We start from the raw sequence: 24,441 nt of genomic DNA, 5'->3' as shown, positions 1-24,441 counted from the left end.
TGGAGCTCATGACTGCACCTCCGGGGCCGCGGCGAGCGCCGGGCCGATCTTCACCAGGTCGCCGGGGACGGCTCCGGTGTCCGAAGCGACGCCGCCGCCCGCGGAGTTGAGCGGCAGCCACACCACGCGGTCCGGCATGAGCGTGACCTGGAGCGGCAGCGCGACCGCGCCCGCGGGCCCGGTGACGGCCAGCGCGTCGCCGTCCTTGACGCCGAGTTCGGCGGCGGTGGCGGCGGACACGCGCGCGTGGGCGGCGTGCCGGGTACCGGCGAGCGCCTCGTCGCCGTCCTGGAGGCGGCCCTGGTCGAGCAGGAGCCGGTGCCCGGCGAGCACGGCCTCGCCGACCGCCGGGCGCGGCACCGGGACGCCGGTCTCAAGGGGTTCGCTCGCGCGGGGCCCGTCCCAGTTGCCCAGCCGGTCCAGCTCGCGGCGCGCGGCGCGCAGGTCGGGCAGGCCCAGGTGGACGTCCATGGCGTCGGCCAGCATCTGAAGGACGCGCCCGTCCGTGGGCGCGACGCGGCGCGTCATGTGGTCGGGCTTGAGCGCGGCCTCGAACATCCGCGCCCGCCCCTCCCAGTTGAGGAAGGTGCCCGCCTTCTCGGCGACCGCCGCCACCGGCAGGACGACGTGCGCGTGCTCGGTGACCTCGCTGGGCCGCTGCTCCAGGGAGACCAGGAAGCCGACCTCGTGAAGGGCTTCACGCGCGCGTGCCGGGTTCGGCAGGTCGGCGATTTCGACGCCCGCCACGACCAGGGCGCCCAGTTCGCCACCGGCGGCCGCCTCGACGATCTGCCCGGTGTCCCGGCCGAAGCGGTGCGGCAGCGCGGCCACGCCCCAGACTCCGGCGACCTCGTCCCGCGCGCGCGGGTCGGTCGCCGGACGGCCGCCCGGAAGCAGCGACGGCAGCGCGCCCGCCTCGACGGCGCCTCGCTCACCGGCCCGGCGCGGAATCCAGACCAGTTCTCCGCCGGTCGCGGAGGCGGCCCGTACGGCGGCGGTCAGGCCACCGGGAACGGCCGCGAGCCGCTCACCGACGACGAGCACGGCACCTTCGGTACGCAGCGCCTCGGCGGCGACCGCGCCCCCTTCCTCCAGGCCGACGCCGGAGGCGAGCGCGTCCAGCCACTCGGTCTCGGTGCCGGGCGCGGCGGGCAGCAGCGTGCCACCGGCCTTCTCCAGGCCCGGTGTCGCGTGCGTGGCGAGGGAGAACACCTTCTGCCCGTGCTTGCGCCACGCCTTGCGGAGCTTGAGGAAGACGCCGGGCGCCTCCTCCTCCGACTCGAAGCCGACGAGCAGCACCGCGGGTGCCTTCTCCAGCTTCGTGTACGTGACCCCGCTGCCGTCCAGGTCACGGCCGCGACCTGCGACGCGCGCCGCAAGGAAGTCCGCTTCCTCGCTGCTGTGCACGCGCGCGCGGAAGTCGATGTCGTTCGTACCGAGGGCTACGCGGGTGAACTTGCTGTACGCGTAGGCGTCCTCGACCGTGAGACGGCCACCGGTCAGGACACCCGTGCGGCCGTGCGCCTCGCCGAGCCCGCGCGCGGCGACCTCAAGCGCCTCGGGCCACGACGCGGCCCGCAGCTCACCGGAGTCGGCGTCCCGCACCAGGGGCGTCGTCAGCCGGTCGGGACGCTGCGCGTACCGGAAGCCGAAGCGGCCCTTGTCGCAGATCCACTCCTCGTTGACCTCGGGCTCGTTGGCCGCCAGGCGGCGCATCACCTTGCCGCGCCGGTGGTCGGTGCGGGTCGCGCAGCCACCGGAGCAGTGCTCGCACACCGACGGCGACGACACGAGGTCGAAGGGGCGGGAGCGGAATCGGTACGCCGCCGAGGTCAGCGCGCCGACCGGGCAGATCTGGATGGTGTTCCCGGAGAAGTACGACTCGAACGGATCGCCCTCGCCGGTGCCGACCTGCTGGAGCGCGCCGCGCTCGATCAGCTCGATCATCGGGTCGCCCGCGATCTGGTTGGAGAACCGGGTGCAGCGCGCGCACAGCACACACCGCTCGCGGTCGAGCAGCACCTGCGTGGAGATCGGTACCGGCTTCTCGTAGGTCCGCTTCTTGCCCTCGAAGCGCGAATCCGACTGGCCGTGCGACATGGCCTGGTTCTGCAGGGGGCATTCGCCGCCCTTGTCGCAGACCGGGCAGTCGAGCGGGTGGTTGATGAGCAGCAGCTCCATCACGCCGACCTGTGCCTTCTCGGCGACGGGCGAGGAGAGCTGGCTCTTGACCACCATGCCGTCGGTGCAGGTGATGGTGCAGGACGCCATCGGCTTGCGCTGGCCCTCCACCTCCACGATGCACTGGCGGCAGGCGCCGGCCGGGTCGAGGAGCGGGTGGTCGCAGAATCTGGGGATCTCGATGCCGAGGAGTTCGGCGGCGCGGATCACCAGGGTGCCCTTGGGCACGCTGATCTCGATGCCGTCGATCGTCAGCGAGACGAGGTCCTCCGGCGGAACGGCCGCCTCGCCGCCCCCGGAGGGAGCGTTGGTGGTTACAGTCACGCGTTCACCTCCGTGCGGTGCTTGTCGGTCCCATCCGCCCAGAGGGTGGAGCGGGCCGGGTCGAAGGGGCAGCCCTTGCCCGTGATGTGCTGCTCGTACTCGTCGCGGAAGTACTTGAGCGACGAGAAGATCGGCGAGGCGGCGCCGTCGCCGAGGGCGCAGAACGACTTGCCGTTGATGTTGTCGGCGATGTCGTTCAGCTTGTCGAGGTCGCTCAGCGAGCCCTTGCCGGCCTCGATGTCGCGGAGCAACTGCACGAGCCAGTACGTGCCTTCGCGGCAGGGCGTGCACTTGCCGCAGGACTCGTGGGCGTAGAACTCGGTCCACCTGGTGACCGCGCGCACGACGCAGGTGGTCTCGTCGAAGCACTGGAGCGCCTTGGTGCCGAGCATCGATCCGGCGGCGCCGACGCCCTCGTAGTCGAGGGGCACGTCGAGGTGCTCGTCGGTGAACATCGGCGTGGAGCTGCCGCCCGGCGTCCAGAACTTGAGGCGGTGGCCCGGACGGATGCCGCCGCTCATGTCGAGGAGCTGGCGCAGCGTGATGCCGAGCGGGGCCTCGTACTGGCCGGGCGAGGCGACATGGCCGCTGAGCGAGTAGAGCGTGAAGCCCGGGGACTTCTCGCTGCCCATCGACCTGAACCAGTCCTTGCCCCGATGGAGGATCGCGGGAACCGACGCGATGGACTCGACGTTGTTCACCACAGTGGGGCACGCGTAGAGGCCCGCGACGGCGGGGAAGGGGGGACGGAGTCGCGGCTGGCCACGCCGGCCCTCGAGCGAGTCCAGGAGTGCGGTCTCCTCACCACAGATGTACGCGCCCGCGCCGGCGTGCACGGTGAGTTCCAGATTGAGACCGGACCCGAGAACGTTCCGCCCGAGATACCCCGCGGCGTAGGCCTCGCGCACGGCCTCGTGCAACCGCCGCAGTACGGGGACCACTTCACCGCGCAAGTAGATGAAGGCGTGCTCGGAACGGATCGCGTAACAGGCGATCACGATGCCCTCGATGAGGCTGTGCGGGTTCGCGAAGAGGAGCGGGATGTCCTTGCAGGTTCCCGGCTCCGATTCGTCGGCGTTGACAACTAGATAGTGCGGTTTGCCGTCTCCCTGCGGGATGAACTGCCACTTCATCCCGGTCGGGAACCCGGCGCCACCACGCCCGCGAAGCCCCGCGTCCTTCACATAGGCGATGAGATCGTCCGGCTCCATCGCGAGGGCCTTGCGCAGCCCCTCGTATCCGTCGTGCCGGCGGTACACATCCAAAGACCAGGACTTGTCCTCGTCCCAGAAGGCGGAAAGGACCGGTGCGAGCACCTTCTCCGGGCTGGTGTCGTTGTTCTCGACTTCGGCTGCCAAGGTCATCACTCCCCCTCCTCGGCGGCGGGGCCCGCCGGGTGGGCCGGGTCGGAGGCCGATGTGTCCTGCGGCGCGTCGTGCGAGCTGAGGTGCTCGGAGGGCGACGGGTCGTGGGGCGTGTCGCCCTCGACGGGTTCGGCGCGCGGGTGGACCACGCGCGCGGGCGGCGTCTCGCCCTTGGCGAGGCGGAGCCCGATCAGGGACGCGGGGCCCGCGCTGCCGCTCGCCTCGACGGCGCCCTCGCGCTGGTCGGGGAAGCCGGCCAGGATCCGCGCCGTCTCCTTGAAGGTGCACAGGGGCGCGCCGCGGGTCGGGGAGACCGGCGCTCCCGCGCGCAGGTCGTCGACGAGCCGCTTGGCGGACTCGGGCGTCTGGTTGTCGAAGAACTCCCAGTTCACCATCACCACGGGCGCGAAGTCGCAGGCCGCGTTGCACTCGATGTGCTCGAGGGTGATCCTGCCGTCGTCCGTGGTGCCGCCGTTGGAGACGGACAGGTGCTCCTGGAGCGACTCGAAGATGGCGTCCCCGCCCATGACGGCGCACAGGGTGTTGGTGCAGACGCCGACCTGGTAGTCGCCGCTGGGGGCGCGCCGGTACATCGTGTAGAAGGTCGCGACGGCCGTGACCTCGGCGGTGGTCAGGCCGAGCACGTCGGCGCAGAACTGCATGCCGGTGCGCGTGACATGGCCCTCCTCCGACTGGACGAGGTGGAGCAGCGGGAGCAGCGCCGAGCGGGAGCCGGGGTAGCGAGCGATGATCTCCTTCGCGTCGCTCTCCAGGCGGGCCCGGACGTCGTCCGGGTAGGCGGGCGCGGGCAGCTGTGGCATGCCCAGACTCACGCCCTGCTCCGAGGAGTTGGTGGTCACCGGTCGACGCCTCCCATCACGGGGTCGATCGAGGCGACGGCGACGATGACGTCGGCGACCTGGCCGCCCTCGCACATCGCGGCCATCGCCTGAAGGTTGGTGAAGGACGGGTCGCGGAAGTGGACCCGGTAGGGGCGGGTGGAGCCGTCGGAGACGACGTGCACGCCCAGCTCGCCCTTGGGCGACTCCACGGCGGTGTACGCCTGGCCCGGCGGGACCCGGAACCCCTCGGTCACCAGCTTGAAGTGGTGGATGAGGGCCTCCATGGAGGTGCCCATGATGTTCTTGATGTGGTCGAGCGAGTTGCCGAGTCCGTCCGGGCCGAGGGCCAGCTGGGCGGGCCAGGCGATCTTCTTGTCGCCGACCATGACCGGGCCCGGGGCGAGCCGGTCCAGGCACTGCTCGACGATGCGCAGCGACTGGCGCATCTCCTCCAGGCGGATCAGGAAGCGTCCGTAGGAGTCGCAGGTGTCGGCGGTCGGGATGTCGAAGTCGTAGGTCTCGTAGCCGCAGTACGGGTCCGTCTTGCGCAGGTCGTGCGGGAGGCCCGCGGAGCGCAGGATCGGTCCTGTGGCGCCGAGCGCCATGCAGCCCGCGAGGTCGAGGTGGCCGACGTCCTGCATACGGGCCTTGAAGATGGGGTTCCCGGTGGCGAGCTTGTCGTACTCCGGGAGGTTCTTCTTCATCTTCTTCACGAACTCGCGGAGCTGGTCCACCGCGCCGGGCGGCAGGTCCTGGGCGAGTCCGCCGGGCCGGACGTACGCGTGGTTCATGCGCAGACCGGTGATGAGCTCGTAGAGGTCGAGAATGAGTTCACGATCACGAAAGCCGTAGATCATGATCGTGGTGGCGCCGAGCTCCATGCCTCCGGTGGCGATGCAGACCAGGTGGGACGAGAGCCGGTTCAGCTCCATCAGCATGACGCGGATGATGTTGGCCCGGTCGGGGATCTCGTCCTCGATGCCGAGGAGCTTCTCGACGCCGAGGCAGTACGCCGTCTCGTTGAAGAACGGCGTCAGGTAGTCCATGCGCGTCACGAACGTGGTGCCCTGCGTCCACGTGCGGTACTCGAGGTTCTTCTCGATGCCCGTGTGCAGGTAGCCGATGCCGCAGCGGGCCTCGGTCACCGTCTCGCCGTCGATCTCCAGGATCAGGCGCAGCACGCCGTGCGTGGACGGGTGCTGGGGGCCCATGTTGACGATGATGCGCTCGTCGTCGGACTTGACCGCGGACTCGACGACCTCGTCCCAGTCGCCGCCGGTGACCGTATATACGGTGCCTTCGGTCGTCGCGCGGGCCGAAGAGAATGATTGCTGCGCGTGGGGAGTGGTCACGAGTACGACCTCCGCTGGTCCGGAGCCGGGATCTGGGCGCCCTTGTACTCGACGGGGATGCCGCCGAGCGGGTAGTCCTTGCGCTGCGGGAAGCCCTGCCAGTCGTCCGGCATCATGATCCGGGTCAGCGCGGGGTGGCCGTCGAAGACGATGCCGAAGAAGTCGTACGTCTCGCGCTCGTGCCAGTCGTTGGTCGGGTACACGGTGACCAGGGACGGGACGTGCGGGTCCGTGTCGGGCATGGAGACTTCGAGGCGGATCAGCCGGCCGTGGGTGAGCGACCGCAGGTGGTAGACGGCGTGCAGCTCGCGGCCCTTGTCGCCGGTGTAGTGGACGCCGCTGACGCCCGTGCACAGCTCGAAGCGGAGCGCCGGGTCGTCGCGCAGGGTCCGCGCGACGCGCAGCAGGTGCTCGCGCTCGATGTGAAAGGTCAGCTCGCCGCGGTCGACGACCGTCCTGTCGATGGCGTTGGCGGGGACGAGGCCCTGTTCCTCCAGGGCGCCCTCCAGCTCGTCGGCGACCTCGTCGAACCAGCCGCCGTACGGGCGGGCGGACTCGCCGGGGAGACGAATGGAGCGGACAAGTCCCCCATAGCCGGAGGTGTCACCGCCGTTGTTCGCGCCGAACATGCCGCGCTGGACGCGGATCTCCTCGCCCTGGTCGCCGCGCTGCCCCGGGAGGTTGGCGCCGCTCAGGTCTTTCTCGGGGTTGGCCCCGTCGTTCTGCGCGTCACTCACCGCAGCAGCCCCTTCATCTCGATCGTCGGGAGCGCCTTGAGCGCCGCTTCCTCCGCCTCGCGGGCCGCCTCCTCGGCGTTCACGCCGAGCTTGGAGGACTGGATCTTCTGATGGAGCTTGAGAATCGCGTCCATCAGCATCTCGGGCCGGGGCGGGCAGCCGGGCAGATAGATGTCGACCGGGACGACGTGGTCGACGCCCTGCACGATCGCGTAGTTGTTGAACATGCCGCCGGACGACGCACAGACGCCCATGGAGATGACCCACTTGGGGTTCGGCATCTGGTCGTAGACCTGGCGCAGGACGGGGGCCATCTTCTGGCTCACCCGGCCCGCGACGATCATCAGGTCCGCCTGGCGGGGTGATCCGCGGAAGACCTCCATGCCGAACCGCGCCAGGTCGTAGCGGCCCGCGCCGGTCGTCATCATCTCGATGGCGCAGCACGCGAGGCCGAACGTGGCGGGAAAGACGGACGACTTGCGCACCCAGCCCGCGGCCTGCTCGACGGTGCTCAGGATGAAGCCGCTCGGCAGCTTTTCTTCGAGTCCCATTGGTCTGTGGCTCCCGGTCTCCCCTGTACGGGGCTCAGTCCCATTCCAGGCCGCCGCGCCGCCACACGTACGCGTACGCGACGAAGACGGTGAGCACGAAGAGCAGCATCTCCACGAGCCCGAAAACCCCCAGGGCGTCGAAGGTGACGGCCCAGGGGTAGAGGAAGACGATCTCGATGTCGAAGACGATGAAGAGCATCGCCGTCAGGTAGTACTTGATGGGGAAGCGCCCGCCACCGGCCGGCGTCGGGGTCGGCTCGATCCCGCACTCATAGGCTTCAAGCTTGGCCCGGTTGTACCGCTTTGGACCGATAAGCGTGGCCATGACCACGGAGAAGATCGCAAAGCCTGCCCCGAGGGCTCCCAGTACGAGGATGGGCGCATACGCGTTCACCGCTCCTCGCTCCTCTCAGTCGGCACTGACTGCTGGCGTCGCTTGAGCTCGCGGCCCCGCCCCACCATGCGAACGGTTGAAGATCGCTTACATGTGAAGCAGGTCACAAGCCCAACTTGCCCCGCATCCTATGCCTGCCACTCTGTGATCTGCGACACGGGGTGCGCCAACTAGTTTGTGATCTCCACCACCTGACGAAGGATCATGAAGTCGGATGAGCGGTGATCTTCACACTCGAAGCGCCTGAGTGATCACCAGTGGTGACATCTTGGCCCGTCGTGGCTGGTGGGAGACGTGTCGCACTATCAAGAAGCGAACCGGGCGCGCAAATTGGCGCTGGACACGAGTGGCTGATAGTGGACGGCGTTCACACATCAGGGTGAGAGGTGTGGACGGAAGTGGACGCATGGCCGACCCCTAAGGGTCGTTTGTGACCTGCATCACGTGGTGGAGCGCGCGACAGAAACCGGGCTTGGCCAACCGTGTCAACAGGTGGTAAGCGTCGGGCAATTCGGACGAATTATGGAAAGACCGTGATCACAGCCTCGATCAAGGCTGTCCGTATTGCCCGTTACGGCGTCAATAAGGCCCGCAGCGGCCCGGATTCACGCTGCAGCTTCACAACTGTGGCGCACCACACGTTTCTTGAAGGGAACCGTGAAGCCCTGATAGCGGTTGTACTCATGTCCCACACCGCTCACATACCCAGCCACCGGAAGCCCCGCCGCAGCGCCTCGAAGATGGCCCTGCGCGCCGGAGTCACCGGTGGCGTGCTCAGCACCCTCGCCGTGGCTGGTGCGTCCGGTGCGGCGAACGCTGCCGAGCCGGTCACTCAGACCATCGAGCTGCCCACGCTCACCACCGACCTGTCCTCCCAGGTCGCCCAGTCCGCGGACGCCACCCAGCAGGCCGCGGCCAACTACCAGCTCCAGGCCGAGCGCGACGAGGCCTTCGCGAACGCCGCGAAGCAGGCCAAGAAGGACCAGGCCGTCGCCGAGAAGAAGGCGGAGGCCAAGAAGAAGGCCGAGGCCGAGGCCGCCGCCAAGGAGAAGGCCGAGCGCGAGGCCGCCCAGCAGGCCGCCTCCCGCTCCGCCGAGCGCACCACGCTCGCCTCCACCAGCGCCGGCACCGGCTCCTCCTCGGCCTCCACGACCGTGGCCGCCCCGGCCAGCGGCTCCGTCGGCGCCGTCATCAGCTTCCTGCAGGCGCAGGTCGGCGACGCGTACGTGATGGGCGGCACGGGCCCCAACTCGTGGGACTGCTCGGGTCTCGTGCAGGCCGCGTTCAAGCAGGCCGGCGTCGACCTCCCCCGCACCTCGCAGGAGCAGTCGACCTTCGGCACCTCGGTCTCGCTCTCCAACCTCGCGGTCGGCGACATCCTCTACTGGGGCGGCGCGGGCTCGGCGTACCACGTCGGCGTCTACATCGGGAACGGCCAGTACCTCGACGCCGCGAACCCCTCCAAGGGCGTCGTGATCCAGGACCTGTCCGGCTACCCGGCGAGCGGCGCGGTCCGCGCTCTCTGACCCGTACAGAGCCGCACAGCCCGACGTACGAAGGCCGCCGCACCCCGAACACGGGTGCGGCGGCCTTCGCGTGTGTGCGGCCCGGCGGGCTCAGCCCTGCGGGGAGAGCTCCCCCATCGCGCCCCAGCCCTCGTTCGGGATGTCGGCGTTGATGATCTCGGGGGTGGCGGCGATGAGCGGGGCCATGGCGGCGAGGCCGGCCTTGAAGTGGTCGGAGGCGACGTGCACGGCGCCCGCGTCACCGTCCCGGAAGCCCTCCAGGAGGACGAACTGGTTCGGGTCGTCCACACTGCGCGACCAGTCGAAGAAGAGGTTGCCCTCCTCGGCGCGGGTCGCCTCGGTGAACGCGGCGGTCCTCTCCAGCCAGGAGTCGGCGTGCTCGGGGCGGGCGGTGAACTTCACAGCGATGAAAATCATGGCTCCACCCTCCCCCGATCACCCCAAATCGGCCAAGTCCGGGCGCGACATCAGGCCTTCGGCTACCAGTACCACGGCCATCAGGCCTTGGGCGCGACCTTGCTCAGGCCGTTGATGATGCGGTCCATGGCGTCGCCGCCGGTCGGGTCCGTCAGGTTCGCGAGCATCTTCAGCGTGAACTTCATCAGGATCGGGTGGCTGAGCCCGCGCTGCGTCGCGATCTTCATGATCTTCGGGTTGCCGATGACCTTCACGAAGGCGCGGCCCAGCGTGTAGTAACCCCCGTAGGTCTCCTTGAGGATCCGCGGGTAGCTCCGCAGCGCCAGTTCGCGCTGGGCGGGGGTCGCACGCGCGTGGGCCTGCACGATGACGTCGGCGGCGATCTGCCCCGACTCCATGGCGTACGCGATGCCCTCGCCGTTGAACGGGTTGACCAGGCCGCCCGCGTCGCCGACCAGGAGCAGGCCCTTGGTGTAGTGCGGCTGGCGGTTGAAGGCCATCGGGAGGGCGGCGCCGCGGATCGTCGTCGTCATGTTGTCCGGGGTGAAGCCCCAGTCCTCCGGCATCGAGGCGCACCACGCCTTGAGGACCTCGCGCCAGTCCAGCTCCTTGAACGCCTTGGAGGAGTTGAGGATGCCGAGCCCCACGTTGGACGTGCCGTCGCCCATGCCGAAGACCCAGCCGTAGCCGGGCAGGAGCCGGTCCTCGCCGGGGCCGCGCCGGTCCCACAGCTCCAGCCAGGACTCCAGGTAGTCGTCGTCGTGGCGGGGCGAGGTGAAGTACGTGCGCACGGCGACGCCCATCGGGCGGTCCTCGCGGCGGTGCAGACCCATGGCGAGGGAGAGCCGCGTGGAGTTGCCGTCGGCGGCGACGACGAGCGGAGCGTGGAAGGTGACCTCGCGCTTCTCACCGGAGTCGCCGAGCTTGGCGTGGACGCCCGTGATGTGGCCGGTGCGGTCGTCGATGATCGGCGCCCCGACATTGCAGCGCTCGTACAGGCGCGCGCCCGCCTTCTGCGCCTGGCGGGCGAGCTGCTCGTCGAAGTCGTCGCGCTTGCGGACGAGGCCGTAGTCCGGGTAGCTGGCGAGATCCGGCCAGTCGAGCTGGAGGCGGACACCGCCGCCGATGATGCGCAGGCCCTTGTTGCGCAGCCAGCCCGCCTCCTCCGAGATGTCGATGCCCATGGAGACGAGCTGCTTGGTGGCGCGCGGCGTCAGACCGTCACCGCACACCTTCTCGCGCGGGAACGCGGTCTTCTCCAGGAGCAGGACGTCCAGGCCCGCCTTCGCGAGGTAGTAGGCGGTCGTCGAACCGGCAGGACCGGCCCCGACTACGATCACATCTGCGCTGTGCTCAGCGTTGTCGACGAGTCGCTTGGGCTGCTCGGTCACGGCGGGTTCTCCCCAGGCTCGAAAACAGTGTGCCGTCCGGCACGGACATGGGCAGTCTATTCAGCGGCATCGATCACCCAGCGAAGGGCCAGCCCATGAGTCCAGTCCTGCCCGCCGTGGACCTGCGCGTCCCCACCCACGAGGACGCCTTCGCCTGGCACCGGGTGTTCGACCACCCCGACGTCATGGAGTTCCACGGTGGCCGGACGGCCGAGCTGTCCGTGTACGAGGAGCTGACCGCCCGCCAGCGCCGGCACGACGCCGAGCACGGCTTCTGCCTGTGGACGATGACGGACGGCTCCCGTGAGGTCATCGGCTTCACGGGCGCGCAGCCGTGGGACCGCCCGTGGGGCCCGACCGGCGAGATCGAGATCGGCTGGCGGCTCGGCCGCGCGTACTGGGGCCAGGGGTACGCGACGGCCGCCGCGCGCGCGACCCTCGACCGCGTACGGGCGTCGGGCGTCACCAGCGTCGTCGCGATGGTCGACGCGCTGAACGAGCGGTCGATCGCGGTGACCCGGCGCCTCGGCATGGAGCGTACGGAGACGTTCGTGACGCCGTCCGGGCGGCAAGGGCACTGCTTCCGCCTGGAGTTGTAGCCGGACGGCGGGGACCGCCGCACCCGCCGGGGCGTTTCGCGCGGCGCCCCGTGGGGCTACCCTTCCGGTACCTCCTGGGGGTGACGTCTGTGCACAAACCACCCGAGAACCCCGGGTACCCCGAGTACCCCGAGTACCCGTCGGAAGTCCGGGTCCCGAAGTTCGTCGGCCTCATGGCGGTGGACGCGCGCGGCCTGGCCGCGGCGCACGGGGTCCGGCTCACCGCCCCCGACCGGCCCGGCCTCGCGCCGACGACCGTCGACTACGTCGTGCGCCAGTACCCGTTGCCCGGCGTCGAGGTCCCCCGCGACGCGGCCGTCACCGTCTGGTTCGACCTCGGCGAGGGCGAGGCGGGCGGTGGCGCGGGCGTGCGCGTGCCCCGCGAACCGGGTCCGCGGGGCGGCGGCATGCGCCGAGAACTGAACGAACCGGACGAGTCGGTCGAATCGGCCGAGTGTGCCGGGCCGTTCAGTCGATGTCCGTGAGCCGCCAGGAGTCGAGACCGACCTGGTAGGTGCCGACGAGGTCGTTCCAGAGGTCCTCCTTGCCGGTCAGGAAGATCGTGTACTCGGTGCCGTCCGCGGCGATGTACGACTGGTCGATGCCGTGGATCGTCTGCCCGGCCTCGTTCTCGTACGTGTACTCCCAGATGGCGCCCGCCTCGCCCTGGAAGGTGTTCGTGTCCAGGAGGATGCGCCGGTAGTTCGTCTTCTTCTCGTCCTCCTTGAGGTGCTTCTCCATCGCGAGGAGGTTCCCGTGCGAGGTGTAGTCCGCGAACGGGATGACGCCGACGACGTACTTCTCCATGCCGGTGCTGCCCGCGTACGTGACCTGGCTGCCGTTCTGGACGCCCACGCGGTCCCAGGCCTCGGGGACGGCGAAGGAGAAGCCCTTCTCGTCGAAGACCTCGTGGTAGCCGGCCGGGACCTCGGGCATGTCGGTGGGTGCGGTGTCCGAGACGAGTACGGAGGGGGTCGGGTCCGGGCTGGTCCCGGTCTCGGCCTCGGTCGGAGTCGGGGTCGGGGTCGGTGAGGCGGGCTCGGGCTGCGTCTGGCTCTGGCTCCGGCTCTGTGTCGCGACCGGCTCGCCGCCCTTGCCGTCCTGCTTGTGGTCCCCGCCGTCGTCCATGAGCAGCAGCACACCGGCCGCGGCACCGCCACCGATGACGATGGCGCCGACGACGGTCCCGACCCAGACACCGACGCGCCGCGACGACCGCTCCCCGCCGAGCGCCTGGGCGGCGGGCGGGGTGAGTTGATACGGGCCCGGGACATGGCCCACCGGGACGACCGTCGGCGTGTACGGGACCGGGGGCAGCTCCGGGTTCACCCGCGCGGGCGGGGTGTGGCCCGGCTTGCCCGACGCCGGGAGCTGGGGCGGGGCGCCGGGGGGCGGTACCTGGCCGGCGACGGCGGGGAGCGGTGTCTGGTCGGCGGTGGGGGCGGCGTCCAGGGTCGCGGGCGGGTTCGCGGCCGAGTTCGCGGACGGAGCTGCGGGCTGGTTCGCGGCCGAGTCCGCGGACGGAGCTGCGGGCTGGTTCGCGGCCGGGCTCACGGACGGAGCTGCGGACGCGTTGGCGACCGGGCCCGTCGACGGAGCCGTCGGCAGGTTTGCGGACGGGGCCGTGTGCGGGTCCGTGTGCGGGGCTGCGGGCGGGTTCGCGGACGGGGCCGTGTGCGGGGCTGCGGGCGGGTTCGTCGAGGGTGGTGTCTGGCCGGTCGTCGGGGACTGGTCCGGCATCGCGGGCAGCGGGGCCATGCCCGGCAGCGCCGGGAGCGGGGGTGGGACGAGGCCGGTCGCGACGCCCGCCATCCGCATCAGGTACGGCGCCAGGAACGCCGCCGCGCCGATCCACAACAGCCCGAACAGCAGCAGGTCCGCGACGCTCACGCCCAGGTCGACACGGCCCGAGCCGCTGCCGAAGAAGTCGAGGTCGCCCGCGAACTCCGCGCCGATCCCGCCGACCCCGGCGAGCAGCAGGAGCAGGCCGAAGAAGAGCCCCGCCGAGAGGAACTGTTCGCGGCGGTCGAGGGAGCGCCGGGCGGTCAGGACGCCGACGACCAGGGCGCAGATCAACGCGATGGCGAGGGCGTAGACCACCGCGCCGGAGCCGAGTTCGTCGCCGAGCCGGGACAGCCCGAACGACTCCTTCTCGTAGCCGCCGCCACCCAGCGACGACGAGCCCCGGCCCTCGAACTGCAGCGGAGCGCCGAAGCACAGGCCGAGCACGGCGAGCGCGAGGTTGGGCAGGAGCACCAGGAAGACGCCGAGCGCCGCCGCGTCGGAGCCGTCGAAGTCGGAGGATTCGGCGACGTCGGACGGGTTCGAGGCGCCGTCGTCACCGAAGATCGCGAGCCCGGCCCAGCCGAGCACCGCGGCGATCAGCAGCACCCACCCCATGGCGCGGACCGCCGTACCGAACGCCCGGACCGGCATCCGCACGCCCGGCCGCGCGGCGGCGATCCGGTACTTCAGGTCGTCTCCGTACAGCACTCCCCCGGCGACCGCGAGCGAGAGCAGCAGCGTCCACAGCGCGGTCAGGAACGGCCCTGTGTGCAGCGACACCTCCTCGATGTCCGGCTGCCCGATCAGCGCCAGGACGAGCGTCGCACCGGTCACGAGCAGCGCGACCCGCACGGCCGCCTCCAGGCCCGCGCTCGCGCCGCCCGGCGCGCCGGGCACGGTCCGCGCGTACAGGCGCGTCCGCAGCATCCGTACGCCCATGACGAGGGCCACGATCCACACCACGGTCACCAGGAGCGGGATGACGGAGAGGGAGGCGCTGCCGGAGGATCCGGAGTCGTAGCCGCCGCCGTACACCGAGCCGCCGGAGCCGCCGGAGACCTCCAGGCTGCCGCCGAGCCCCTGCAGCAGCACGGCCAGGGCGACGCGCATCCGGTCCGCGAACCCGATCACGACGTCGTCGGGGTCCTGCCCGTACGAGGGGACGGCCAGCGCGAACGCGGCGACGAGCAGCAGCCCGACCGGCCACAGCGCGGCCTGCGCCGCCCCGGCCCAGTCGCCGCGCAGGGCGCGCCCGAGGAACTGTCCGACGGCCGAGGGCTGAGCGGGGCCCGGGGCGTAGGCGGGAGGGGGCGGAGTTCCCTGGGCGGCGGGCGGGTTCGGCGGTGGTGGAGGCGGGGGTGCGGCGGCGGTCCGTTCCCGCCCGCATCTCATGCAGAAACGGGCCTCTTCAGGAGCCTCGGCTCCACAGTGCGGGCAGAACGACGGCATCGGGTGCTCCGTGACGATGGTCCGGGGACGGCCGGTGACGCACCGTCACCCGGTCGTCACCACGTACTCCACGGACACATCTTTCCGGCCGACCGGTTCCCGTCAACCGCAATAAGCGGCGCAGTACTTACTGACGCTCAGATCGGAACTCACTTGGTACCGCGGTGCAATGCGACGATGCCACCGGTCAGGTCCCGCCAGGCGACCTTCTTCCACCCCGCGCCCTGAAGGCGGGCGGCGAGTTCCGGCTGGGTGGGCCAGGCGCGGATCGACTCGGCGAGATAGACGTACGCGTCCGGGTTCGAGGAGACGGCGCGCGCGACCGGCGGCAGGGCGCGCATCAGGTACTCGGTGTAGACCGTGCGGAACGGGGCCCACGTCGGGTGGCTGAACTCGCAGATGACGACGCGGCCACCGGGCTTGGTGACGCGGTACAGCTCGCGCAGCGCCTGGTCGGTGTCCTGGATGTTGCGCAGCCCGAAGGAGATCGTCACCGCGTCGAACATGTCGTCCTTGAACGGCAGCTTCGTGCCGTCGCCCGCGGTGAACGGCATCCAGGGGTGGCGCCGCTTGCCCACGCGCAGCATGCCGAGCGAGAAGTCGCAGGGCACGACGTAGGCGCCGGCCCGCACGAACGGCTGCGAGGACGTGGCCGTCCCCGCCGCCAGGTCGAGCACCTTCTGCGCCGGGCGCGCGTCGACCGCCTTGGCGACCTCCTTGCGCCACAGCCGGGCCTGTCCCAGGGACAGCACGTCATTGGTGAGGTCGTACTTCTCCGCCACGTCGTCGAACATGGAGGCGACTTCGTGGGGCTGCTTGTCCAGGGATGCACGGGTCACGACCCCATTGTGGCAGGGACAGTCCCGTCGCCGGGTGACCGGGACCTGTCTAGGATGCGGGGGCACTTGACCAGGCGGAGGGGTGGGCGAGTTGGAGGCGGCACGACGGTGGGCGGCCGGGGCGTGGGTGGCCCTGGTCGCGGGAGGCTGGGTGGCGACGCAGGCCCTGGAGACCGGCATCGAGCCGACGAACGGCCCACGCCCGGCGGGCCACGCCCCGCCGTCGGTGGCCCCGATCACGCTCCCGGACGCCTGCCCGTCCCGCCCACGGGCCCCGGCTCCGGCCCCGACGGCCTACCCCGTACCGCCCTCACCAGGCCCCCTGGAAGAGCCGACCTCGTCCGCACAGTTCTACACCGTCGAGATCCGCGACGCGGTGAACACCGAAGGCTCCGCGAACTGCGTGACCGTCACAACCCGCTGAAGAGGAGCCCCAAGAAGCAGCGGCGAAGCCGCACTCCAGGGGCGCGAGGAACGGCGCGGGCAACCACGACGAAACCCGCACCCGAAAACCGAGGGGACGCCGCACGCAGTGCGCGTCCCGGGGGCGCGAGAAACGGCGCGACCAGCCACCACAAGACCCGCACCCGGAAAACAGGAAGAATGCCGCACGCAGTGCGCATTCCAGGGGCGCGAGAAACGGCGCGACCAGCCACCACAAGACCCGCACCCGGAAAACAGGAAGAATGCCGCACGCAGTGCGCATTCCAGGGGCGCGAGGAACGGCGCGACCAGCCACCACAAGACCCGCGCCCGGAACGGCACACGCACCCCAGCGGAGCGTCACCGCCCCCGGTACACCAGCCGCCCGCCGATCACCGTCGCCACACACGTGGACGCCCCCCGGCGCACAAGATCCGCCCGGTCCTCGACATCGAACACCGCGAACCGCGCGGGCCCGCCCACCACAAGACCGGGCAGCAGAACCATCGGACGCGGAGAGAGCGAGACAGGCCCCGGCAGCCCCTCGGGCCGCGCGCCGAAGACGAGCCCGGAGCGCTGGACGACCTCCAGAACCGGCGCCACCCGCAACTGCCCGGCCAGGGCAACCGTCCCGTGCGCGAACAACCGCTGAACCCCCCGCCGCGCACTCGCCCCGAGCCGGGACGGATCCGCGCGGAAGATCTCCCGCGCCCGCGCCCCGCCGATCGGCACCGTGCCGTACGTGTCGGCCTCGCGCGGATCGGGGTGGTACGTGTGCTCCAGGATCTCGGGCCCGTACGGGTTGAGGAGTCCGGGCGTGAGGATGCCGGGCCAGCGCCGCACCCGTACGTCCGGGTGGGCAGCGGCCAGCTCCTCGTACGGTCCGAGCGCCTTGACGCGCTCCCCGTCGACGAGGACGGCGGCGTCGGCGGTGACGTGCAGGGTCAGCACAGAGAGAACCGAGCTCCTAGTTGGTCGCGACGAGCTTCAGCTCGGGGTGCGCCGTGCCGCCGTCGATCGCCGTGGAGGAGATGTGCGACATGACGCGCTCGTCGACCGGGTCGTTCGCCGGGTCGTCGTGCACGACGAGGTGCTCGTAGGTGGTGGCCCGCTGCGCGGGGACGCGGCCCGCCTTGCGGATCAGCTCGATGATCTCCATACGGTTGGAGCGGTGCTTGGCACCGGCCGAGGAGACGACGTTCTCCTCCAGCATGATCGAGCCGAGGTCGTCGGCGCCGTAGTGCAGGGAGAGCTGGCCGACCTCCTTGCCGGTCGTCAGCCAGGAGCCCTGGATGTGCTGGACGTTGTCGAGGAAGATCCGGGCAATCGCGATCATGCGCAGGTACTCGAAGAGCGTGGCCTGCGTACGGCCCTTGAGGTGGTTGTTCTCCGGCTGGTACGTGTACGGGATGAACGCGCGGAAGCCACCCGTCCGGTCCTGCACGTCACGGATCATGCGCAGGTGCTCGATGCGTTCGGCGTTGGTCTCGCCGGTGCCCATGAGCATGGTGGAGGTGGACTCGACGCCCAGGTTGTGGGCGGTCTCCATGATCTCCAGCCAGCGTTCGCCGGACTCCTTCAGCGGGGCGATGGCCTTGCGCGGGCGCTCGGGGAGCAGCTCGGCGCCGGCGCCCGCGAACGAGTCGAGCCCGGCGGCGTGGATGCGCTGGATCGCCTCCTCCACCGACACCTTGGAGATCCGCGCCATGTGCTCGACCTCGGACGCGCCCAGCGAGTGGATGACGAGCTGCGGGAAGTCCTTCTTGATCGCGGCGAAGTGCTTCTCGTAGTACTCGACGCCGTAGTCCGGGTGGTGTCCGCCCTGGAACATGATCTGGGTGCCGCCGAGCTCGACCGTCTCCGCGCAGCGGCGCAGGATGTCGTCGAGCTCCCGGGTCCAGCCCTTCTTGGTGTCCTTCGGGGCCGCGTAGAAGGCACAGAACTTGCACGCCGTCACGCAGACGTTCGTGTAGTTGATGTTCCGCTCGATGATGTACGTCGCGATGTGCTCGATGCCCGCGTACTTACGGCGACGGATCGTGTCCGCGGCGGCGCCCAGCGCGTGCAGCGGCGCGTCACGGTAGAGGTCGACGGCCTCTTCGGGGGTGATCCGCCCACCGGCGGCGGCACGGTCGAGGACGGCGAGGATGGACTGCTGCGCGGCCTTCTCGGTCACCGGGCGTGCCCCTTTCGGAGGTTCTGAACACAATCAGGACGGACCGTCTCAGCGTACGTCAGGCCGCCAGAGCGCCCATCAGAACCCCCGCGCAGGCCCCCGCGATCATGAACGGGCCGAAGGGCAGCAGCGTCTTGCGGCCCGCGCGCCGGAAGACGACGAGCACGCCCGCGAACACGCCGTTGAGGCACACGCCCGCGAACACGCCGATGAACAGCACCCCCCACCCGTACCAGCCGAGCGCCGCCCCGAGCCCGACCGCCAGCTTCACGTCCCCGAACCCCATGCCCGGCGGATAGAGAAGGAGCAGGAGCAGATAGCCGCCGCCCATCCCCACGGCGCCCAGGAGCGCGCCGCGCCACGAGCCGCCGGGTTCGGGCAGCAACGCGGCGACGCCGAGCGCGGCGAGGGCGAGCGCGGCGAGCGACAGCGTCAGCACGTCCGGCAGCCGGTGCACGGCAAAGTCGACCGTGGCGAGCAGCACGCCGAGCGGCGCGAGCAGCAGCCAGGCGCCCAGTTCGGGGCGGGTGCCGGTGGCGGCGGCGAGCAGGGCGCAGACCAGCGCCGTGCAGGCCGCGAGGGCTACGGTGCCGGGTCCGTACCGCGCGGTCCCTATCCACCCGCGGATCGGCCGGCCCCCGGGGTCGTGGGAACGCCACGGCTCCTCCGGTTCCACGGAGAGGCGGTACGCGGGGCGCGGCAGCAGCGCCCCCGCGGCGGCGCCCCAGAGGGCGGCGAGGGTGATCAGCGCGGCATCCACGGCGTCCTCCACCCGGTCAGCCTTTCGGGACGCGCTTGAGGTCCGCCGTCGGGTCGCCCGCCTGTGGGTACTGCGACGTGTACTTCAGGGCGTCGCCGTCGCGCGTGAGGCGCACGGTGTGGCTGCCCTTGGCGCACGTCCCCGGGTTGTCCGGCGCGGCCTCGCCCGCGGCGACCAGTTCCTTCCCGTCGACCGATTCCAACGTCAGTACGTCGACGCACTGGATGCCCAGCGGATCGGTCGAGGTCACCTTGGCGACCTCCTTGCCGACAGCGGCCTGCTCCAGGTCGACGCGGAACGTGCCGAAGGCCACGCCCGCCTGCACCGCCGGGCCGTTCCACGCGCCCAGGTAGAACTCCGGTACGGGCCCCGTTCCGGACGGTTGTGCCGTTCCCGAAGGCGGGGCGGAGTCCATGGGCGGGGCCGGCGTGGAGGTCGGAGGGGCCGATCCCGCCTCCTTGTGCCCCGAGTCGGGAAGCATGTTCACCACGAGGATCCCGCCGACCGTGACCGCCGCGAGCGCCCCGGCCACCGCGAGCGCCACCGAGCAACTCAACCTGCGGCCCCGGCCCTCGGCGGACGTGGGCGACGACGTCGCCGACACGGAGACGGAGAAGCGGCCCGGGGCGGCGTCCCGCGTCTCCGCCGGTGCGTTGTCCGAGAGCGGCGGTTCCTGCGGGCGCGGTGGCGGCACCGGCGCGTATCCCGGGTCCGGCGGCCCGAAGACCCCCGCCGGGGCAGACCCCCCGGTCACCGACGGGCTGCTGAAGCCGACCGGGCCCGACGGCGGCACCGGTGCCGGGGCGCCTTCAAGGTCCAGGAGCTGTACCGCGCCGCGCGACACCTGCTCGACCAGGGCTCCGGGCAGCCAGCCCGCCGCGACGAGCCGCGCCGCCCCCTCGGGCGCGAGGCGCCGCGCGATCTCCTCCGGCGCGGGCCGCTCCGCCGGGTTCTTCGCCAGGCAGGCCGCGGCCACGTCCCGCACCTCGCCGGTCAAGGCGCCGAGTTCGGGTTCCTCGTGGACGACCTTGTAGAGCAGCGCCGCCGACGAGTCACCGGGGAACGGGGACTCCCCCTTCGCCGCGTACACCAGGACCGCGCCGAGCGAGAACACGTCCGCCGCGCCGGTCACGCCCTTGCCGAGGATCTGCTCGGGCGCCATGTAGCCGGGCGAGCCGATGGAGACGCCGGTGCCGGTCAGCGAGGCCGTGTTGTCGGTGGCCCGCGCGATGCCGAAGTCGATCAGCCGTGGGCCGTCCACCGTCAGCAGCACGTTCGACGGCTTCACGTCCCTGTGGACGAGGCCGAGGCCGTGCACCGCCGTCAGCGCCTCCGCGAGACCCGCGCCCAGGACCCGTACGGAGTGCTCCGGCAGCGGCCTGCCGTCACCGGCCGCCTGTGTGAGCGAGGGCCCGGCCACGTACCCCGTCGCCACCCACGGCACCTGCGCGTCCGGGTCCGCGTCCAGGACCGGGGCGGTCCACGCGCCGCCGACGCGCCGCGCCGCGTCCACCTCGCGCCGGAACCGCGCCCGGAACTCCTCGTCCAGCGCGAAGTGCGGGTGCACCACCTTCACCGCGACGGTCCGCCCGCCGGCGCTGCGGCCCAGGTACACCCGGCCCATCCCGCCGTGCCCGAGCCTGCCGAGGAGCCGGTAGGGACCGACCGTCGTCGGATCGTCGGCCGCGAGCGGCTGCATCCGGACCCTCCCCCGTACTGTTCCGCGCTCTTCCGTACTGTCCCGTGCTCTTCCGTACTGTCCCGTGCTGTTCCTGTTGTTCCTGTTGTTCCGTGGTCTTCCGGCGCTTCTGGGGCAGCAGCGTAGCCGCGTCGCGTGCATGACGTGTGTTCACGTTGATTTCATACCGGCGCCATACCGGCGTCGGGGAATTCCGGCCCGGCGTTCACGGAATTCCGCCGCTGGTACGTGGCGGAATTCCGTCCCCGTCACCGCGAGAGCAGTTCCACCTTCACGTCGGAAGGGAATCCGGTCGACGGGCCGACCCGGCGCGCGAACTCCGTGACACCCTCCAGCTGCACCGCGCCGAACCGGAAGTCGAGCGTCGTGAAGTACTCCTCCAGAACCCGCTCGTCGAACACCTCCCAGCGCGCCGCCTGCTCCGCGACCTTCGTGACCTCCTCGAGCGACACGTCCCGCGACCGCAGGAACGCCTCGTGCACCTGGTGCGTGATCACCGGCTCCCGCGCCACGTACTCCTTGCGCGCCGCCCACACCGCGAAGACGAACGGCAACCCCGTCCACTCCTTCCACATCGCGCCCAGATCGTGCACCCGCAGCCCGAGGCGCGGGGCGTCGTGCAGGTTCGCGCGCAGCGCCGCGTCCCCGATCAGTACCGCCGCCTCCGCGTCCTGCATCATCAGGCCGAGGTCCGGCGGGCACGTGTAGTACTCCGGCTGTACGCCGATGCGCTCCGCCAGCAGCAACTGCGCTAGGCGGACAGACGTACGGGACGTCGAACCCAGCGCCACACGCCGCCCGTCGAGCTGGTCGAGCGGCACCTGCGACACGATCACGCAGGACATCACCGGGCCGTCGCAGCCGACCGCCAGATCGGGGAAGGCGACCAGCTGGTCCGCCGCCTTGAGGAATTCGACGAGAGTGATCGGGCCGATGTCCAGGCCGCCCTGGACCAGGCGCTCGCTGAGCTTCTCCGGGGTGTCCTTCGTCAGCTCGAAGTCGAGGAGCGACCCCGTCCGCGCGAGGCCCCAGTACAGGGGCATGCAGTTCAGGAACTGGATGTGGCCGACGCGTGGGCGGGTGCGCCGCGCGGCCTGAGGGATCTCGGGAGTCACGGGAGAATTGTCCACATCGGCGAGGCTAGACCCCATGAGGTACGGTGCAGGCTCCGGGCCGCGCAGGACACTGATCCGCGCCGCCGTCAAGCCGCCTCCCCGATGCTGTCAAACCTCCGGGTGAAGTGATCTTGCCCTCTATTGCTTTCGGCTGCCTACGTGCTAGGCTCGCCGCAAGTTGCAGTTTGGTTTCCCTTGCAGTACAGAGCCTGCGGAGCATGTAACCGCAGGCTCTCGTCGTATTCAGACTTTTGCAGTTGTTCGCAAGCGCATTTGCAGGTTCTGGAGCAGGGCGACCCTTTGGCCCATAGGAGGGCTTATGGCTACCGGAACCGTGAAGTGGTTCAACGCTGAAAAGGGCTTCGGCTTCATCGCCCAGGAAGGCGGCGGCCCGGACGTCTTCGTCCACTACTCGGCGATCAACGCGAACGGCTTCCGCTCCCTCGAGGAGAACCAGGCCGTGACCTTTGACGTCACGCAGGGTCCGAAGGGCCCGCAGGCGGAGAACGTCACCCCCGCCTAATTCCTTCGTGATCGCCGCACGGCAGGCGCCGTGACCCGATCCGGAACCTAGCGCAGTACCCAAGGAGCCCCGCTCCCCCGTCCCGGCCCTGCCGGTGGGGTGAGACGGGGCTCCTGCCTTGCGTCCGGGTCGTGCTTCGGCCTCGGTGCGGTCAGCCGTGCATCTGCGCGCCCTTCAGCACCTTGTCCACCGCGTTGCGCGGGCCGTACACGGCGATCCCGACCAGGTCCAGGTCCGCCGCCGCCACCGCCCTCACCGCCGCCCTGTTGTCCCCGTCGTTGCCCGTCGCGAACAGGTCCGACGTGAACACCGAACGCGGCAGCGCGCGCCGCAGCGCCCGCTCGTGAGCCGCCTTCAGCATCTCCTTGCCGCCCTCGAAGACCAGCACCGGCTGCCGGAACATCGGCAGATACGCGGTGTCGTCCGCGTCGGCGTACGGCTCCCCGACCACCTCGGGGAGCTGTGTGCCGAGGCCGCTCACGAGGAACGCCGTCACGTTGAGCCGCTGCCACGTCTCCAGGTCGTCCCGGAGCAGGACGGCGATCTTCGTGTCGAAGCGGACGGGGTGCCGGCCTGCGGAGGTCTCGATCTCGGTCTCGATCTCGGTCTCGGTCTCGGTCTTTGTGCTCATGCCTTGAGACTGCCGGTCGTCCCGGCGTTCCGTCTTGTACGTTTTTTGCATGGCCGCCGCGACAGGGTCCCGCTCCGAGGAGATCATCGCGTGGCGCCCCGGGGTCGCGGGTGTCACCGAGGTCTTCCATGCCCACTTCACCCGGCACGCCTATCCGATGCATGTCCATGACACCTGGACCCTGCTCATCGTCGACGAAGGCGCCGTCCGCTACGACCTGGAGCGGCACGAGCACGGTACGCCGCTGGGGACCGTGTCCCTGCTGCCCCCGCAGGTACCGCACAACGGGTCCGCGGCGACTCCGCTCGGCTTCCGCAAACGGGTGCTGTATCTCGACGCGGGGTGCGGGCCGCTCGACTCGTCGTTCATCGGGCCCGCGGTGGATACGCCCGACCTCGCCGATCCGCTGCTGCGGCAACGGATCAGTCAGCTGCATGCCTCGCTGGCGCGGCGCGGGGACGAGCTGGAGGCCGCGTCGCGGCTCGAGCTCGTCGGGGAGCGGCTGCGGGAGCGGTTGCGGCCCCGGCTCGCGGAGGGGGCTCGGCGCGGGCCGGACCGGCGGGTGGCCGGGGCTCTGCGGGAGCTGCTTGACGCGCGGCTCGTGGAGGGGGTCGAGCTGGGGGAGGCGGCCACGCTCGTGCATGCGCATCCTGCGCATCTGGTGCGGTCGTTCGGGGCGGCGTACGGGATCGCTCCGCATCAGTATCTGATGGCGCGGCGGGTCGACCGGGCGCGGCGTCTGCTGCTTGACGGGGTCTCGGCCGGTGAGGTGGCCGTTCGGTGCGGCTTCTACGACCAGTCTCATCTGTCCCGCCACTTCAAACGGGTGGTCGGCACCCCGCCGGGCCGCTACGCCCGCGGTCTGCGCTGATACATCGGGGTTCGTTCGTGGCGCCGTCGGTCGTGTCGTGGGGCGGGGCCGTGCCGGGGTGCCTCCTCGGCCGGATCGGTCTCCTCCCCCGCTGTCCGCCATAGGCGCCTCGTCCTGCGCTGAATTGGGGCGGAGTCCTGCGGGGGCACCCCGACACGTCCCCTCCGGTCCCATCGCGAGCGCGCCTTGGTGCCCCGTCCTGTGGCCGGGCCCGCGGGTGCACGTTGGTACACCGTCCTGTCACCGGGTGCGGATTGGTGGCCCGCCCTGTGGCCGGGCGCACCCCGGTGCACCGTCCTGTCGCCGGGCGCGGCCCGGTGGCCCGTCCTATGGCCGAGTGCACCCCGGTGGCCCGTCCTATGGCCGGGCGCGGCCCGGTGGCCCGCCCCGTCGCCGGGCGCACCCCGGTGCACCGTCCTGTCGCCGAGTGCATCCCGGTGGCCCGCCCTGTGGCCGAGTGCATCCCGGTGGCCCGCCCTATGGCCGGGCGCG

General features: G+C 70.9%; 23 protein-coding genes. 6 read left to right on the top strand and 17 right to left on the bottom strand.

Going from position 1 to position 24,441, the window contains the following annotated elements:
- Positions 1 to 6 precede the first annotated feature (6 nt).
- The 7 genes from ACH4RC_RS30215 to ACH4RC_RS30185 are packed head-to-tail and all read right to left on the bottom strand — an operon-like array spanning position 7 to position 7,745.
- Positions 7 to 2,505 (bottom strand): NADH-quinone oxidoreductase subunit G, encoded by a 2,499-nt coding sequence (locus tag ACH4RC_RS30215; RefSeq protein WP_398206552.1) that lies wholly within the window; start codon positions 2,503 to 2,505, stop codon positions 7 to 9.
- Positions 2,502 to 3,869, bottom strand: a complete 1,368-nt coding sequence (gene nuoF, locus ACH4RC_RS30210) for an NADH-quinone oxidoreductase subunit NuoF (protein WP_398206550.1) — start codon at positions 3,867 to 3,869, stop codon at positions 2,502 to 2,504. Before nuoF ends, ACH4RC_RS30215 begins: the two co-directional genes overlap by 4 nt.
- Entirely contained in the window at positions 3,869 to 4,729 is an 861-nt protein-coding gene (gene nuoE, locus ACH4RC_RS30205; protein WP_398206548.1) for an NADH-quinone oxidoreductase subunit NuoE, read from the bottom strand. The genes nuoF and nuoE overlap by 1 nt, the downstream gene beginning before the upstream one ends.
- Positions 4,726 to 6,063, bottom strand: coding sequence for an NADH-quinone oxidoreductase subunit D (locus ACH4RC_RS30200; protein ID WP_398206547.1), 1,338 nt, complete (start codon positions 6,061 to 6,063; stop codon positions 4,726 to 4,728). The genes nuoE and ACH4RC_RS30200 overlap by 4 nt, the downstream gene beginning before the upstream one ends.
- Entirely contained in the window at positions 6,060 to 6,800 is a 741-nt protein-coding gene (locus tag ACH4RC_RS30195; protein WP_398206545.1) for an NADH-quinone oxidoreductase subunit C, read from the bottom strand. The genes ACH4RC_RS30200 and ACH4RC_RS30195 overlap by 4 nt, the downstream gene beginning before the upstream one ends.
- Positions 6,797 to 7,351, bottom strand: coding sequence for an NADH-quinone oxidoreductase subunit B family protein (locus ACH4RC_RS30190; RefSeq protein WP_356491345.1), 555 nt, complete (start codon positions 7,349 to 7,351; stop codon positions 6,797 to 6,799). Before ACH4RC_RS30190 ends, ACH4RC_RS30195 begins: the two co-directional genes overlap by 4 nt.
- Before the next feature lie 34 nt (positions 7,352 to 7,385).
- On the bottom strand, positions 7,386 to 7,745 hold the full coding sequence (locus ACH4RC_RS30185; protein ID WP_007383963.1) for an NADH-quinone oxidoreductase subunit A: 360 nt from the start codon (positions 7,743 to 7,745) through the stop codon (positions 7,386 to 7,388).
- Positions 7,746 to 8,428: 683 nt separating this feature from the next.
- On the opposite strand from ACH4RC_RS30185, the gene ACH4RC_RS30180 reads away from it, so the two are divergent.
- Positions 8,429 to 9,271 (top strand): C40 family peptidase, encoded by an 843-nt coding sequence (locus ACH4RC_RS30180; protein ID WP_398206543.1) that lies wholly within the window; start codon positions 8,429 to 8,431, stop codon positions 9,269 to 9,271.
- Between the two features lie 90 nt (positions 9,272 to 9,361).
- On the opposite strand, the gene ACH4RC_RS30175 is transcribed toward ACH4RC_RS30180, so the two are convergent.
- Positions 9,362 to 9,688 carry a putative quinol monooxygenase gene (locus tag ACH4RC_RS30175; RefSeq protein WP_398206541.1) on the bottom strand — a complete coding sequence of 109 codons (327 nt, stop codon included), beginning with the start codon at positions 9,686 to 9,688 and terminating at the stop codon, positions 9,362 to 9,364.
- Between the two features lie 80 nt (positions 9,689 to 9,768).
- Positions 9,769 to 11,079 (bottom strand): geranylgeranyl reductase family protein, encoded by a 1,311-nt coding sequence (locus tag ACH4RC_RS30170; RefSeq protein ID WP_398206540.1) that lies wholly within the window; start codon positions 11,077 to 11,079, stop codon positions 9,769 to 9,771.
- A gap of 95 nt (positions 11,080 to 11,174) precedes the next feature.
- On the opposite strand from ACH4RC_RS30170, the gene ACH4RC_RS30165 reads away from it, so the two are divergent.
- Positions 11,175 to 11,678, top strand: coding sequence for a GNAT family N-acetyltransferase (locus ACH4RC_RS30165; protein ID WP_398206539.1), 504 nt, complete (start codon positions 11,175 to 11,177; stop codon positions 11,676 to 11,678).
- An 80-nt stretch (positions 11,679 to 11,758) separates the two neighbouring features.
- Positions 11,759 to 12,163, top strand: coding sequence for a PASTA domain-containing protein (locus ACH4RC_RS30160; protein ID WP_398206538.1), 405 nt, complete (start codon positions 11,759 to 11,761; stop codon positions 12,161 to 12,163).
- Here ACH4RC_RS30160 and ACH4RC_RS30155 read toward each other — a convergent pair.
- Together ACH4RC_RS30155 and ACH4RC_RS30150 are read right to left on the bottom strand one after the other, a co-directional pair.
- The gene (locus tag ACH4RC_RS30155; protein ID WP_398206536.1) at positions 12,147 to 14,912 is read right to left on the bottom strand and encodes a zinc-ribbon domain-containing protein; all 2,766 of its coding nucleotides are present in this window, start codon (positions 14,910 to 14,912) and stop codon (positions 12,147 to 12,149) included. The two genes, ACH4RC_RS30160 and ACH4RC_RS30155, sit on opposite strands and share 17 nt — an antisense overlap.
- A 149-nt stretch (positions 14,913 to 15,061) precedes the next feature.
- A complete protein-coding gene (locus ACH4RC_RS30150) occupies positions 15,062 to 15,751 on the bottom strand; it encodes a demethylmenaquinone methyltransferase (protein WP_398206534.1) in 690 nt (229 codons plus the stop codon).
- A gap of 82 nt (positions 15,752 to 15,833) precedes the next feature.
- Here ACH4RC_RS30150 and ACH4RC_RS30145 point away from each other — a divergent pair, with 82 nt between their 5' ends.
- Positions 15,834 to 16,175: a hypothetical protein gene (locus ACH4RC_RS30145; protein WP_398206533.1), complete on the top strand. Its 342-nt coding sequence runs from the start codon at positions 15,834 to 15,836 to the stop codon at positions 16,173 to 16,175.
- A 359-nt stretch (positions 16,176 to 16,534) separates the two neighbouring features.
- Here the strand turns inward: ACH4RC_RS30145 and ACH4RC_RS30140 are convergent, their stop codons facing one another.
- The 5 genes from ACH4RC_RS30140 to ACH4RC_RS30120 form a co-directional block, all read right to left on the bottom strand.
- Entirely contained in the window at positions 16,535 to 17,125 is a 591-nt protein-coding gene (locus tag ACH4RC_RS30140) for an imidazolonepropionase-like domain-containing protein (RefSeq protein WP_398206532.1), read from the bottom strand.
- A gap of 16 nt (positions 17,126 to 17,141) precedes the next feature.
- Positions 17,142 to 18,350, bottom strand: a complete 1,209-nt coding sequence (gene mqnC / locus ACH4RC_RS30135) for a cyclic dehypoxanthinyl futalosine synthase (RefSeq protein ID WP_398206530.1) — start codon at positions 18,348 to 18,350, stop codon at positions 17,142 to 17,144.
- 58 nt (positions 18,351 to 18,408) lie between these two features.
- The gene (locus tag ACH4RC_RS30130; RefSeq protein WP_398206528.1) at positions 18,409 to 19,122 is read right to left on the bottom strand and encodes a prepilin peptidase; all 714 of its coding nucleotides are present in this window, start codon (positions 19,120 to 19,122) and stop codon (positions 18,409 to 18,411) included.
- Between the two features lie 4 nt (positions 19,123 to 19,126).
- The gene (locus ACH4RC_RS30125; RefSeq protein WP_398206527.1) at positions 19,127 to 20,809 is read right to left on the bottom strand and encodes a serine/threonine-protein kinase; all 1,683 of its coding nucleotides are present in this window, start codon (positions 20,807 to 20,809) and stop codon (positions 19,127 to 19,129) included.
- A gap of 248 nt (positions 20,810 to 21,057) precedes the next feature.
- Entirely contained in the window at positions 21,058 to 21,960 is a 903-nt protein-coding gene (locus ACH4RC_RS30120) for a menaquinone biosynthetic enzyme MqnA/MqnD family protein (RefSeq protein WP_398206526.1), read from the bottom strand.
- Between the two features lie 283 nt (positions 21,961 to 22,243).
- Between ACH4RC_RS30120 and ACH4RC_RS30115 the strand changes: the two genes are divergently transcribed.
- Positions 22,244 to 22,447 (top strand): cold-shock protein, encoded by a 204-nt coding sequence (locus ACH4RC_RS30115; RefSeq protein ID WP_003948780.1) that lies wholly within the window; start codon positions 22,244 to 22,246, stop codon positions 22,445 to 22,447.
- Positions 22,448 to 22,598: 151 nt separating this feature from the next.
- Here the strand turns inward: ACH4RC_RS30115 and ACH4RC_RS30110 are convergent, their stop codons facing one another.
- Entirely contained in the window at positions 22,599 to 23,078 is a 480-nt protein-coding gene (locus ACH4RC_RS30110) for a DUF2000 family protein (RefSeq protein WP_398206524.1), read from the bottom strand.
- Between the two features lie 49 nt (positions 23,079 to 23,127).
- Here ACH4RC_RS30110 and ACH4RC_RS30105 point away from each other — a divergent pair, with 49 nt between their 5' ends.
- Positions 23,128 to 23,949 (top strand): helix-turn-helix domain-containing protein, encoded by an 822-nt coding sequence (locus ACH4RC_RS30105; protein WP_398206522.1) that lies wholly within the window; start codon positions 23,128 to 23,130, stop codon positions 23,947 to 23,949.
- Positions 23,950 to 24,441: the final 492 nt, after the last annotated feature.

This window comes from Streptomyces sp. NPDC016845 (assembly GCF_044332585.1).
Lineage (GTDB): Bacteria > Actinomycetota > Actinomycetes > Streptomycetales > Streptomycetaceae > Streptomyces.
Note: the sequence above shows the minus strand (reverse complement) of the source record. Positions and strands in the feature narration are given on the sequence as shown.

What these genes read in the sequence shown, in the direction of transcription:
- nuoF (WP_398206550.1), bottom strand. Translation starts at nt 3,869, where the DNA reads ATGACCTTGGCAGCCGAAGTCGAGAACAACGACACCAGCCCGGAGAAG.
- ACH4RC_RS30190 (WP_356491345.1), bottom strand. Translation starts at nt 7,351, where the DNA reads ATGGGACTCGAAGAAAAGCTGCCGAGCGGCTTCATCCTGAGCACCGTC.
- ACH4RC_RS30120 (WP_398206526.1), bottom strand. Translation starts at nt 21,960, where the DNA reads ATGGGGTCTAGCCTCGCCGATGTGGACAATTCTCCCGTGACTCCCGAG.
- ACH4RC_RS30180 (WP_398206543.1), top strand. Translation starts at nt 8,429, where the DNA reads ATGTCCCACACCGCTCACATACCCAGCCACCGGAAGCCCCGCCGCAGC.
- ACH4RC_RS30175 (WP_398206541.1), bottom strand. Translation starts at nt 9,688, where the DNA reads ATGATTTTCATCGCTGTGAAGTTCACCGCCCGCCCCGAGCACGCCGAC.
- ACH4RC_RS30115 (WP_003948780.1), top strand. Translation starts at nt 22,244, where the DNA reads ATGGCTACCGGAACCGTGAAGTGGTTCAACGCTGAAAAGGGCTTCGGC.
- ACH4RC_RS30155 (WP_398206536.1), bottom strand. Translation starts at nt 14,912, where the DNA reads ATGCCGTCGTTCTGCCCGCACTGTGGAGCCGAGGCTCCTGAAGAGGCC.
- ACH4RC_RS30105 (WP_398206522.1), top strand. Translation starts at nt 23,128, where the DNA reads ATGGCCGCCGCGACAGGGTCCCGCTCCGAGGAGATCATCGCGTGGCGC.
- ACH4RC_RS30110 (WP_398206524.1), bottom strand. Translation starts at nt 23,078, where the DNA reads ATGAGCACAAAGACCGAGACCGAGACCGAGATCGAGACCGAGATCGAG.
- ACH4RC_RS30165 (WP_398206539.1), top strand. Translation starts at nt 11,175, where the DNA reads ATGAGTCCAGTCCTGCCCGCCGTGGACCTGCGCGTCCCCACCCACGAG.
- ACH4RC_RS30125 (WP_398206527.1), bottom strand. Translation starts at nt 20,809, where the DNA reads ATGCAGCCGCTCGCGGCCGACGATCCGACGACGGTCGGTCCCTACCGG.